This window comes from Candidatus Caccoplasma merdavium, from assembly GCA_018715595.1.
GTDB lineage: Bacteria > Bacteroidota > Bacteroidia > Bacteroidales > UBA11471 > Caccoplasma > Caccoplasma merdavium.
On record DVLI01000026.1, the window covers coordinates 218,385 to 231,063 of the forward strand.

12 protein-coding genes and 1 tRNA gene are annotated in these 12,679 nt (G+C 48.3%); 9 read left to right on the forward strand and 4 right to left on the reverse strand.

Going from position 1 to position 12,679, the window contains the following annotated elements:
* Positions 1-218: 218 nt before the first annotated feature.
* A complete protein-coding gene (gene holA, locus IAD09_09470; GenBank protein HIT82451.1) occupies positions 219-1,244 on the reverse strand; it encodes a DNA polymerase III subunit delta in 1,026 nt (341 codons plus the stop codon).
* A gap of 98 nt (positions 1,245-1,342) precedes the next feature.
* On the opposite strand from holA, the gene IAD09_09475 reads away from it, so the two are divergent.
* The 6 genes from IAD09_09475 to IAD09_09500 all read left to right on the forward strand — a co-directional run bounded on the left by IAD09_09475 (position 1,343) and on the right by IAD09_09500 (position 7,244).
* The gene (locus IAD09_09475) at positions 1,343-1,846 is read left to right on the forward strand and encodes a type I restriction enzyme HsdR N-terminal domain-containing protein (GenBank protein ID HIT82452.1); all 504 of its coding nucleotides are present in this window, start codon (positions 1,343-1,345) and stop codon (positions 1,844-1,846) included.
* A gap of 79 nt (positions 1,847-1,925) precedes the next feature.
* Positions 1,926-2,414, forward strand: coding sequence for a hypothetical protein (locus IAD09_09480; GenBank protein ID HIT82453.1), 489 nt, complete (start codon positions 1,926-1,928; stop codon positions 2,412-2,414).
* Positions 2,415-2,592: 178 nt separating this feature from the next.
* Positions 2,593-3,963: a DNA repair protein RadA gene (gene radA / locus IAD09_09485; protein ID HIT82454.1), complete on the forward strand. Its 1,371-nt coding sequence runs from the start codon at positions 2,593-2,595 to the stop codon at positions 3,961-3,963.
* A 1-nt stretch (position 3,964) separates the two neighbouring features.
* Positions 3,965-5,530, forward strand: a complete 1,566-nt coding sequence (locus IAD09_09490; protein ID HIT82455.1) for an FAD-binding protein — start codon at positions 3,965-3,967, stop codon at positions 5,528-5,530.
* An 11-nt stretch (positions 5,531-5,541) separates the two neighbouring features.
* Positions 5,542-6,993 (forward strand): carbon starvation protein A, encoded by a 1,452-nt coding sequence (locus IAD09_09495; GenBank protein ID HIT82456.1) that lies wholly within the window; start codon positions 5,542-5,544, stop codon positions 6,991-6,993.
* A gap of 176 nt (positions 6,994-7,169) precedes the next feature.
* Positions 7,170-7,244: transfer RNA gene (locus IAD09_09500), tRNA-Pro, on the forward strand.
* Positions 7,245-7,356: 112 nt separating this feature from the next.
* On the opposite strand, the gene IAD09_09505 is transcribed toward IAD09_09500, so the two are convergent.
* From IAD09_09505 to IAD09_09515, 3 genes are read right to left on the reverse strand one after another with little or no spacing between them, the layout of a single operon-like run.
* Positions 7,357-7,584, reverse strand: coding sequence for a hypothetical protein (locus IAD09_09505; GenBank protein HIT82457.1), 228 nt, complete (start codon positions 7,582-7,584; stop codon positions 7,357-7,359).
* Between the two features lie 36 nt (positions 7,585-7,620).
* The gene (locus IAD09_09510; protein HIT82458.1) at positions 7,621-8,259 is read right to left on the reverse strand and encodes a nitroreductase; all 639 of its coding nucleotides are present in this window, start codon (positions 8,257-8,259) and stop codon (positions 7,621-7,623) included.
* A 12-nt stretch (positions 8,260-8,271) separates the two neighbouring features.
* Positions 8,272-8,685: an META domain-containing protein gene (locus IAD09_09515; protein HIT82459.1), complete on the reverse strand. Its 414-nt coding sequence runs from the start codon at positions 8,683-8,685 to the stop codon at positions 8,272-8,274.
* Positions 8,686-8,899: 214 nt separating this feature from the next.
* Between IAD09_09515 and IAD09_09520 the strand changes: the two genes are divergently transcribed.
* From IAD09_09520 to IAD09_09530, 3 genes are read left to right on the forward strand one after another with little or no spacing between them, the layout of a single operon-like run.
* Complete coding sequence (locus tag IAD09_09520; GenBank protein HIT82460.1) at positions 8,900-9,466, forward strand: threonylcarbamoyl-AMP synthase; 567 nt, start codon at positions 8,900-8,902, stop codon at positions 9,464-9,466.
* Between the two features lie 2 nt (positions 9,467-9,468).
* Positions 9,469-10,884, forward strand: a complete 1,416-nt coding sequence (locus IAD09_09525; GenBank protein ID HIT82461.1) for a sugar transferase — start codon at positions 9,469-9,471, stop codon at positions 10,882-10,884.
* Between the two features lie 5 nt (positions 10,885-10,889).
* Positions 10,890-12,671 carry a chloride channel protein gene (locus tag IAD09_09530; GenBank protein ID HIT82462.1) on the forward strand — a complete coding sequence of 594 codons (1,782 nt, stop codon included), beginning with the start codon at positions 10,890-10,892 and terminating at the stop codon, positions 12,669-12,671.
* Positions 12,672-12,679 lie beyond the last annotated feature (8 nt).

Sequence of the window (12,679 nt, forward strand, 5' to 3'; positions counted from 1 at the left end):
TCCCGGTCGTTTTTACGGAGAAAGGTACATTCAAAAGCAAATATGTCAAGGATTTTTAGTTATGACAGCGGAAATAGCAATATAACATACTGATTGACATGGATATACCGCATAAATCATTCTGCCTTGTCCCACGATGAAAAAAAATCTCTCTCCTATAAAAGAAGATAGATAAAGTCTTTGAGCAATTTTACAGGGCAAAATCACCACAAAGGGAATTAATGCATGATTTTAAAGATAAGCTCTCTCAGCAAATCACAAATCGAGGTATCGGAAGCGCACTCCACTCCTTTTGAACGAGCATCATAACGTCGTATGTCCGAAATAACCTCTACACATTTACCGGCTTTATACAACCTCAGTCCATTGACATAATCTTCGGCCGCATACCAGTTCACGCCCAATTCGGCAGCAATGCCGTTGTTGTTTTTGGGACATGTCGAATAATGCAACAGAAGTAAATTGGAAAAAAACGTAAAGAGAGACCCGAAGGCAATAAACGGTTGTTCCGATTTTGAATTTTGACCGTAATATTTCACAATCCGATTGGCTTTCAGGAGGTCTCGTTGAGAAATGGCTTTAATCAATTCGGTATTGTTGAACTCCTTGCTGATACCCACATGCAACTCTACCATGTCGGCTGTGATGCGCTTCTCACCCGAAAGCGACAAAAGCACACACAGTTTGTCTATTTCTCCGGCCATACGCGACAAGTTTGTCCCTATTGCCTCACACAACATGTTATTGGCACGGTCATCAATGGCGATGTATTTGTCGCGCACATAACCGCTGACAAAAGCCGACAGCTGGCTTTCGTAGATACGCTTCGATTCGTACACGACGCCTTGTCGATTGATTTCCGCGATAATTTTCTTATTCTTTAAAAAGCCATTCTTGTAATTGAGTACCAATACCGTCGTGGGTTGCGGATTTTGCAAGTAAAGGAGCAAATCGTCGATGCTTCGCATCATCTGCATCTCCTTGACGACAACCAACTGGCGCTCGGCCATCATCGGATAGCGACGCGAAGCCGTGAGAATGGCCGACATGTCGGTGTCGGCTCCATACACAATCGTCTGATTGAAATCGCGTTCATCATCATTCAACGCATTTTTCACAATCTCATCGGTAATCAAGTCGATGTAGTAAGGCTCCTCACCCATAAGCAGATACACGGGTTTGAACGCCTTCCGCCGAATATCGGAGATTATAGGTACATGCGTCGATGTTTCTTTTTGGGCCATATTTACGAAACGAATTATTTGGCAGAATATGCCACATTTCATAATTTTGGAGGTAAAATTAGCGAATCTTCCCCGGACGCGCAAATGATTACACCCGAATGATTGCACTGAATCTTCCCGAATACCCGTTCCGGCTCAAATCGGAAGAGGGAAAAACCTTCATATACGACGATTTGCGCAAGCGATTCGTCGCCCTTACTCCCGAAGAATGGGTTCGCCAGCATTTCGTACAGTACTTGATTCGGGAAAAAGGGTACCCTGCCGGCCGTATAGGGAATGAAATCTCCTTGATTCAGAACGGCCGCAAACGTCGTTGCGATACCGTAATATACGACACATACGGTCTTCCGTTTGTCATTGTCGAATACAAAGCTCCACATGTCGAGATCACGCAAGCCGTGTTCGACCAAATCGTGCGTTACAACTCCGTATTACAGGTTCGCTATCTCATTGTATCAAACGGCATTATGCATTATTGCTGCAAGGTCGATTATGTCCAAAACCAATGTCATTTTCTTTCAGACATACCTCAATATAGGGCATTGAATCACCCGGTAGACAAGGTATCACCTCCGATTGGTTCGAAGCCTGTTAAAAAGTAACAAATAGGACGACAGACACAAACTTTTTTCTCTTTCAGACGTCTTTATGGATAAAGTTTCATTCATAAATTCACCTGTCATGAAAAAGTATGTAATATTCATGTTTTTGTTGAGTATCCTCTCAATCCCGACCTTCGCACAACAAACCCCGCAACGGCACAACGCGACCAAAGCAATGCACAGCGTTTCCAAATCCGATGACATAAAAAGCCACAAGGGGAAAAACATGTCGGTGGCCGAAATGACCCAATCTCAGACCGATGATCTCAAAACCCTCCTGCAACTCTCCCATGAACAGACCCGGAAAGTATATGCCATACTCCTGCATGGAAATCAGATCGACAGCGTCAGAAACATGCAATTTGACAAAATGCGCAAAGAACAAAAAGCACAACATGCAGCACAGACCGAAGCCATCAAAAAATTGCTTACTCCCCAACAACAAGCAGCCATGAATGCCATACCGGCATTTGCTTGGGGAAAGGATATTCCCGACGGGATGAACTCCCGACATGATAATGGAGATAAAAAAGCAAAAGATACCACGAAAAGCAGACAAAAAAGATAACGACAAAGTACTTTCAACCTCCACAAAAGAGAAAAAATAATCCCCTCGGGATATAACGCAGTGCGGCATATCGCACTGCGTTTTTTATATCAAAGATAATGAAGATTCTACCCGCTCTTTGAAAAAAGTTCATAGAGAAAACACTATCTTTGCTCATTCTTTCCAGAAAGGCAAAAATATGGCCAAACTCAAAACGATATATGTATGTACCCAATGTGGTGCCGAATCGCCCAAATGGCTCGGTAAATGCCCGTCATGCGGAGAATGGAACAGTTATGTCGAGGAAGTAATCAGTTCCAAACCGACAACGGCACAAAATATTTCCTTCCACTCCGAATCGGGACGTTCCAAACCTCAAAAGCTCGACGACATTTCTGTGGCACAAGAGGAACGCATCGACCTGCACGACGATGAGCTCAACCGCGTTTTGGGGGGCGGCCTCGTTCCCGGCTCCATGGTACTGATAGGCGGGGAACCCGGTATCGGGAAATCGACGCTTGTCCTGCAAACGGTTTTGCGCCTTTCGGGGAAAAAGGTCCTTTATGTCTCGGGCGAAGAGAGTGCTCGCCAACTGAAAATGCGGGCCGACCGCCTGCAAGGGAACAATCCCGATTGCTACATCGTGTGCGAGACGGCTCTCGAAGAGATATTCACCCACATACGCCAGGTAAAGCCCGAGATTGTCATTATCGACTCCATACAGACCATCTCGACGCAAAACATCGAATCTTCCCCGGGAAGCATTACCCAAGTCAGAGAATGTGCCGCAGCCATATTGAAATTTGCCAAAGAATCGCACACCCCGGTGCTGCTCATAGGTCACATCAACAAGGAGGGCAGCATTGCCGGCCCCAAAGTATTGGAACATATCGTCGACGCGGTTTTGCAATTCGAAGGCGACCGGCACTATATGTATCGCATCTTGCGCTCGATTAAAAACCGTTTTGGCAGCACCGCCGAACTGGGTATCTACGAAATGATGCAAAACGGACTGCGCGAAGTAAGCAACCCCTCGGAGTTGCTGCTCACCCAAGACCGGGAAGGGCTAAGCGGAGTCGCCATATCGGCAGCCATCGAAGGCATACGGCCTTTTCTTATCGAAGTGCAATCGCTGGTAAGCACGGCCGCCTACGGCACCCCCCAACGGTCGGCGACCGGATTCGACCTGCGCCGCATGAACATGTTGCTGGCCGTGCTCGAAAAAAGAGTCGGTTTCAAACTGGCGCAAAAAGATGTATTCCTCAACATTGCCGGCGGACTGAAAGTCAACGACCCGGCCATGGATTTGGGCGTCATCAGTGCGATTTTGTCTTCGAACATGGACTTGGCCATAGAACGCAACGTGGCCATGACGGGAGAAGTTGGCCTTTCGGGTGAAATACGCCCGGTGACCCGGGTCGAGCAACGCATTCTCGAAGCCGAGAAACTCGGCTTCGGCCGTATTCTCGTTCCCGTGCACAACCTCAAAGGTTTCGACACAAAACGTCTTCAAATCGAAATCATTCCGGTGCGGAAAGTCGAAGAGGCATTCCGTCAATTATTTGGATAATATGGTCAAAGAAATCTCCATCAGGATACTACCCCAACAAGCCGCAACGGAAAACGGAATCAAGGATTTTCTGGGTCGGGAATATGCGCTCAACAAGAATGAGATTCAAGCCGTCAGGATATTGAAACGCTCTATCGACGCCCGGAAACGGCAGGTATTCATCAATCTGACCGTCCGCATCTACATCAACGAACAGCCGCAAGACGACCTCTTCACACCCATCTCCTACGGAGACGTATCTGACAGACAACCGGCGGTCGTCGTAGGTGCCGGACCGGCCGGACTCTTTGCCGCACTCCGACTCATCGAACTGGGTATGCGCCCCATCGTCCTCGAACGGGGACAGGACGTCCACCAACGACGCAAAGACATCGCCCGCATCAGTCGCGAACACATTGTCGACAACGAGTCGAACTATTGTTTTGGCGAAGGCGGTGCCGGAGCTTTCTCCGACGGGAAATTATACACTCGCAGCAAAAAGCGAGGCTCGGTCGAGCGCATTCTGTCCATTCTCTGCCAGCACGGAGCCTCGCCCGCCATACTTTCCGATGCTCACCCGCACATCGGTACCGACAAGTTGCCGTTGGTCATAGAAAACATTCGCCACACGATTCTGCGTTCAGGAGGTGAAGTAAGATTTGGGACACGCGTAGACGAACTTATATTTGACAATCAAAAAGTTATTGGCGTCAAATCTCACGACGGGAACATTTTTTACGGGCCGGTAATTTTAGCAACAGGACATTCAGCGCGGGACATATACTACTACTTGCACACCCACGATATAGCACTTGAAGCAAAAGGTTTCGCCGTTGGAGTGCGCCTCGAACACCCCCAAGAACTTATCGACCGCATACAATACCACAACCCCGCCGGTCGTGGACGTTATCTTCCGGCAGCCGAGTACAGCTTTGTCACACAGGTCGACGGTCGCGGGGTCTATTCGTTCTGCATGTGTCCCGGAGGTTTTGTCGTACCCGCTGCCAGTGGACAAAATCAATTGGTCGTCAATGGTATGTCTCCCTCAAACCGAGGTTCGCGCTGGGCCAACTCGGGCATGGTGGTCGAGATACGTCCCGAAGACCTTCCCGGTTATGAAACCGGTGATGTCTTGGCCGGCATCAAGTTCCAAGAAGAAATCGAAAGGCAATGCTTTGTCAACGGGAACTGCCGACAGACGGCCCCGGCTCAACGCATGACCGACTTCGTACACGGGAAAATATCGGCCGACTTACCTTCTTCCTCATACGCTCCCGGCGTCCTGTCATCGCCATTGCACTTTTGGATGCCCGAATTTATCACGCGTCGACTTCGTCAAGGATTTCTCCACTTCGGACAAATATCCCACGGATTCCTTACACGCGAAGCTCTTATGATAGGCGTCGAAACCCGCACCTCTTCGCCCGTGCGCATACCCAGAGACAATGAGTCATTGAACCATATTGGTCTCGAAGGTCTTTATCCTTGTGGTGAGGGTGCCGGATATGCCGGAGGCATCGTCTCGGCAGCTATTGACGGAGAGCGATGCGCCGAAGCACTTGCCCAAAAGTATCAATCACATAATTAATACATTTCATTATGATCTCTTTTTGTATTGCATTGGCAACCTTGCTCATTGGTTACTTTGTTTATGGAAAATTTGTTGAGCGCATTTTCGGCATCGACCCGTCAAGAAAAACCCCGGCCGTTGCCAATCCCGATGGGGTGGATTTCGTTCCACTACCCAGTTGGAAAATATTTATGATTCAGTTCCTAAATATCGCCGGACTGGGCCCGATTTTCGGTGCCATCATGGGAGCTAAATTCGGGGTCTCCTCCTTCCTGTGGATTGTTTTCGGTACCATTTTTGCCGGAGCCGTACATGACTTCCTGGCAGGCATGATTTCCCTCCGCCACAACGGTGAAAGCCTCCCCGAAACCATTGGTCGGTATTTGGGTATCACCGCCAAGCAAGTCATGCGATGCTTCACCGTTATTCTCATGATTCTGGTAGGAGTCGTATTCGTTGCCGGACCGGCCGATTTGCTGGCCATGCTTACCCCCGAGCATCTCGACTCGACATTTTGGATTTATGTCATTTTTGCCTATTACATTTTGGCAACGATGTTCCCCATCGACAAAATCATAGGACGCATCTACCCCATCTTTGCCGTAGCGCTCATATTCATGGCCATCGGCATTCTGATTATGTTGCTTGTCACCTTCCCCGACATACCTGAGATTACCGATGGTCTCTCCAATAAATCGGCCGATCCGGTCAATAACCCGATATTCCCCATGATGTTTATCAGCATCGCCTGCGGTGCCATATCGGGATTCCACGCCACACAGTCGCCACTTATGGCACGCTGCATGACCAACGAACGCCAAGGACGCGGCATATTTTACGGAGCCATGATCACCGAGGGTATCGTCGCACTGATTTGGGCCGCTGCTGCCACTTACTTTTTCAGCCCCGAAGGCCAGGCATTCTTCAACGTAACCGAGCCTGACAAAATAAACGGGAACTCGGCCATCATCGTCGACCTCATATCCAAAGGTTGGTTGGGCATTGTGGGTGGAGCGCTGGCTATACTTGGAGTGGTTGCCGCCCCCATCACGTCGGGAGACACGGCATTCCGTTCGGCACGACTCATTGTCGCCGACTTTTTGCATGTCGAGCAACGCAGCATTCTCAAACGGCTGTATATTTCTGTACCGCTCTTCTTGGTAGCCATCGTCATTCTCATTTACAATCTCTCCGACCCGGCCGGATTTGAAAAGATTTGGCGGTACTTTGCATGGAGCAACCAAGCTCTTGCGGTCTTCACATTGTGGGCTATCACCATTTATCTTTCACAAAAAGGGAAACCCTATTGGATTACACTCATACCGGCACTTTTCATGATGACTGTCGTACTCACCTATATATTGTTCGACCGTTCGGGCATAGCACTCTCCTACACCAACTCGATTGTCATCTCATTGATTATCACAGCGGCCTCGGCCATATATTTCTTTGTGCGCCGTACCGCAAACAAAAGAATCTAAATTCTCATTGTCCCATACCGATAAAGGTCGGCAGCAACAGGCTGTCGACCTTTATCATATAATGAGGTTTAAGCAGCAACATCTTGCATGCGACACACATAGAGCAGATTCTCACGGCATGCTGAAATTATATTTGCAATAACAAAAAAATATACTACCTTTGTGGCCGTGAAAAACGGGGTGTAGCGCAGTCCGGTTAGCGCACCTGCTTTGGGAGCAGGGGGTCGCGAGTTCGAATCTCGCCACCCCGACACAACGAAACGGGTAGATAATCGATATGATTATCTACCCGTTTCTATTTTCCGACTGTTTATGGGATTATCGGGACTTATAATCTGCATAATTCCCGACAGCCGCCTGCCATTATTTCTCCGACGAGCATATCATGCAAGGTCTTCGACCCATTTTCTCGGCGGCTTCGACCGAGTACACCTTTACTCGACCACGGCATTGTTTCAGAGAGGGACACTCTTTGTCGAGATGATAGGTCGAAGCATAACCGCCGGTACAAAGGAAGGCGATAACCACTCTCACAGGAGGCTTCACGGCCGAGACCTTACTCCCCTCGAAAAAAGGCAGGACAATCGCCATAAAGACGATTGTCAATCCACGACGCCACATAAATTATCAATCGATAAATTTCACTTTGCCAGCATCACGGGGCTTGGCTGCGGGTGCTTCATCGGGATAACCCACGGCAATCGCATAGAGCAGTTCATAATCATCGGGGAGTTGCAGTTGCTCGACATATACGGCGGCTTCTTTGCTTTCTTTCATAAAGCGTATCGGACTCCCGAGACAGCAGGTACCCAATCCCATCGACTGGGCTGCCAACATGATGTTCTCACTCAGCAATCCACAATCGAATTGTGCCTCTCCGCTTTTGGGCGATGCCACAAAAATCACGGCAGGAGCGTTGCGGAACATATTTTTGAAATTGGGGTCTTCTCCCGCTTTCGGGTTGGCTTCGAGATAGATGGCTGTTATGCCATTGATATATTCGGGATTATCGACAACCCGCACCTGCCATTGTTGGCGGTTCACAGCACTTGGAGCGTTGATGCCACACTCGGTCAAAATTTGCAACGTGTCACGGGAAACGGGTTTCTCCTGATACTTGCGTATGCTACGACGTTCCATGATGGTTTTAACCACAAGGTTCTCTTCATTTGCGGCAACTTCGTTGTTTTGCGGTGCCGGCGAACATGATACTACGGCCACAGCCATGGCCAGACTCATAAGGCCAATTAAATTCTTTCTTTTCATACTTGGCAATATTTATAATACTGATACCAACGACATAATCTCTTCTTTCTTGTCATTGTAAAAGTAGAGATACGTTTTGTCTTTCTTCTCTTTCACATCAAAGGTGTTTGTTTCGTTGAAGGCACGCATGATTTCACCCTCCGATAACGCATCGGGGCACGCCATCATCGTTGTTGCCAGATTTTTAAGGGACAGGGTCTGTTTTTCCGAAACCGAATAAGGTCCGAAGAAGCGGTTGCAACCATTACAGCCCGACACCTGCATGGCCTGGGTATCGAACGTGATTATGGCCGTATCGACCACAACGACAGGCTGTCCGTAGGCAGTCTCAATCAACCACGAACCTTCCAGCGAAACATTTTTGGAGGAGCAGGCCCCCAACATCATCAAAATGGCCGTTGCGGCCATGAAATAAAACTTTTTCATAACAACATCTAACGATTAAAATACTTATACATTTCAACAAATATAAGAAGAAATATTTCTTTTGCCAAACGTCACCACATCAATTACGTCAAATATTACGCCATAAATTTTCTCTTTGCAATTCTCAATTTTTCTTTTTTAGGAAAGAAACAAGATTCGTTTGGGTATGACAAACGATTTTTCTACCTTTGTTTTCGATAAAAAAGCTCGAAATATGATAGAAGATGACATAAAAAAAGCCTGCGAAGTCATGGAGAAAGGCGGGCTTATTCTCTATCCGACCGACACGATTTGGGGCATCGGTTGCGATGCCACCAACGAAGAGGCCGTGAAACGGGTATATGAAATAAAAAACCGCATCGACAGCAAGGCACTGATCATATTGGTCGACAAACCGGCCAAAGTCGACTTCTATGTACGCGAGGTTCCCGAGATTGCTTGGGACCTTATCGAGGTGGCCGACAAGCCACTGACCATTGTGTATCCTCACGCCCGCAACTTGGCACCGAATGTCTTGGCGCAAGATGGCAGCGTAGGCATACGCATCACCCGGGAAGAATTTTCTCGGAAACTGTGCGAACGATTCAGGAAAGCAATCGTTTCGACATCGGCCAACATCAGCGGCCAACCCTCCCCGGCATGCTTTGCCGAAATCTCCGACGAGATAAAACAGGCTGTCGATTACATCGTCACCTACCGTCAGGAGGACCCGACGAAACCCGCACCATCGAGTGTCATCGCCATTGGTGACGGAGGTGTCATAAAAATACTACGACCCTGAAAATGAAACCGAAACAACAAATTGCCAAATATGTCATTAGCGATTTTATATCGACTAATATAGGGTGGCTTTTGTTCAACATATTCCGTTACTACCTGTTACCGATAAACAACGATATTGGTTCATTGGCAAGATATCTCTCCTACCACACGGTCATCGAGGGACAGATACTCTTTCCGTTGCTTTTCATGGGTATATTCTACTTATCGGGATATTATAACCAACCGTTCCTGAAATCGCGGCTCGAAGAGTTTTTCACGACCTTCTATTCGCTGCTCATCGGTACCATCATCATCTTTTTCATCGCCATCATCAACGACCTCTCTTACGGAGATTACAGTTACAGCGCGTTCATCGGTATTTTTGCCATCGAATTTATATGGGTCTATCCGATGCGAGCCATGATTACCGGCTATGCCACACATCAAATCCATACCGGCCGATGGGGATACAACACCTTGATTATCGGAGCCGGTAAAAACGGATACGCTTTGGCTCACGAGATGCGCAACCAAAAGCAATCGACAGGATTCAAGATTGTGGGGTATGTAACAACCGAATGTGACTCGCCGCAAAATGAAGCCGATGAGCTGCCTCGTTTCGCGCCGGACAGACTCTCCCGGCTCATTCAAGAGAAGCAAATCCGTCGGCTCATCGTCGCCCTCGACCGCCATGATTGGCGTTCGTTGCAGAAAGAGACCAATGCCTTGTATGGGTACGACATTCCCATACTGCTTCCGACCGACCTCTACGATTCGCTGCTTTCCCGGGCAAAAATGACCAATATCCTCGGCACACCGCTCATCGATATTACAACCTGCGCCCTCTCCGAGAGCCAGAAAAACATCAAACGGCTGTGTGATGTCATTTTCTCGGCTTTGGCGCTTATCGTGCTCTCCCCGTTATTTACCATCATAGCCATTGCCATTAAGGCATCTTCGCCGGGCAAAGTCCTATATAAACAATCGCGCGTGGGATTACGAAGAAAAGACTTCACCCTCTACAAGTTCAGAAGCATGGTAACCGATGCCGAAAAGGAAGGGACTCCGGTATTATCGAGTGAGAACGACCCCCGCATCACCCCGCTGGGCAGAGTATTGAGAAAATATCGTCTCGATGAGCTACCCCAATTCTGGAACGTACTCAAAGGCGACATGTCGCTTGTGGGCCCGCGTCCCGAACGCCGGTACTTTGTAGAGCAACTTCTGCAACAGGTTCCCCACTACCACCTCATACACCAGTTACGCCCCGGCCTTACCTCTTGGGGCATGGTAAAATATGGCTATGCACGCAACATCGACGAAATGTCGGAGCGGCTCAAATATGAGATGCTTTATCTCGAAAACATCTCTCTGACGCTCGACCTGAAAATCATAATATACACAATAAAGACGGTTCTTACCGGGAAAGGTATTTAAAATAAATGAAACAAGACTTGTTTCTGAAAATTCTCGTATGGCGGGAAAAGCATATCAAGGAGAAAGATTTCGTCTTGATACTGAGCTTTTTTATCGGTCTGTTCGGAGCCATTGCCGCCCTCATACTGAAAGAGGCGATACACTTGATACAGAACCTCCTCACCGACCATTTTTCTATCGACGGAGCCAACTACCTCTACCTGCTCTATCCTATTATCGGCATCGGTCTATCATGGCTTTATGTGCGTTATGTTGTCAAAGACGACATCAGCCACGGTGTCACAAGGGTACTTTATGCCATTTCACAACGCAAAAGCCGATTGAAACCCCATAACATGTATAGCTCGGTGGTGGCCAGTTCCATCACGATAGGTTTTGGTGGATCTGTTGGAGCCGAAGCTCCTATCGTCTACACGGGAGCCGCCATCGGGTCGAACTTGGGAAAACTGTTCCGCCTCGACCCCCGGACACTCATGTTGCTGGTGGGGTGCGGTGCGGCAGCCGGTATAGCAGGCATTTTCAAAGCGCCGTTTGCCGGATTGCTGTTCACCATCGAAGTATTGATGATCGACCTCACGGCGACCTCCATTACGCCGCTCATCGTTGCCTCGGCAACCGCTGCTACCATTACCTATGTCGTCTCGGGGGGAGATGCGCAATTTGCGATTGACCACTCCCAGGCATTTGCCTATGACCGCATACCCTATGTCATCTTGCTGGGCGTATGCTGTGGATTTGTATCGCTCTACTTCACCCGCATGATATACTTCCTCGAAGGGGTTTTCAAGAAATTGAAACGTCCGATAGGGAAGTTTTTATTGGGTTCTCTTATTCTGAGTATAACCATCTTTTTCCTTCCTCCCCTTTATGGCGAAGGCTATGATTCGATATTGAAGTTGTTGAATGGACAAGCCGAAGCTGTTACCGACGGGAGCCTTTTCTATGCATGGAAAGATAATTTCGGAGTATTGGCCCTCTTCCTTACCCTAATCGTACTCTTCAAAGTCTTTGCTACGGCAGCAACCAACGGAGGCGGAGGCGTGGGCGGAACATTCGCCCCGAGCCTTTATGTGGGGTGTATCTTCGGATTCCTGTTCGCTTTTGTCTTAAATCATTTCAACCCGTTTGCCATAACTCTGTCGACGACCAATTTTGCGCTCATGGGTATGGCCGGAGTCATGTCGGGCGTCATGCATGCGCCGTTGATGGCCCTCTTCCTTACAGCCGAACTGACAGGAAGCTACGACCTGTTCCTGCCACTGATGATTACCTCGGCTGTCGCCTTTTGGACCATCAGGCTGTTTGAATCGCATAGCATCTACACCTTGCGTCTGGCTCAAAAAGGAGAACTGATTACCCACCACAAAGACAAAGCCGTGCTCACCTTGCTCAAAATAGACAGCGTTATCGAGAACGACTTTCTGCCCGTGCGCCCCGAAATGACTCTGGGCGATATGGTGAAAGTAATTTCAGCCTCACACCGCAACATATTTCCGGTTCTCGACAAAGACGGCATCTTGCTTGGTATCGTACTACTCGATGACATTCGCAACATCATGTTCCGCACCGAACTTTACGAACGATTCAAAGTGAGCACGTTCATGACCGTTCCTCCCGGAAAAATCGAGATAGGCATGCCGATGGAAAAAGTCATGAAAATCTTCGACGAAACCAATGCCTGGAATCTGCCTGTCGTCGATGAACAGGGCAAATATGTAGGATTTGTCTCAAAATCGAAGATATTCAACTCCTATCGCCGCGTACTGGTACATTTCTCACAAGACTAAAAACACAT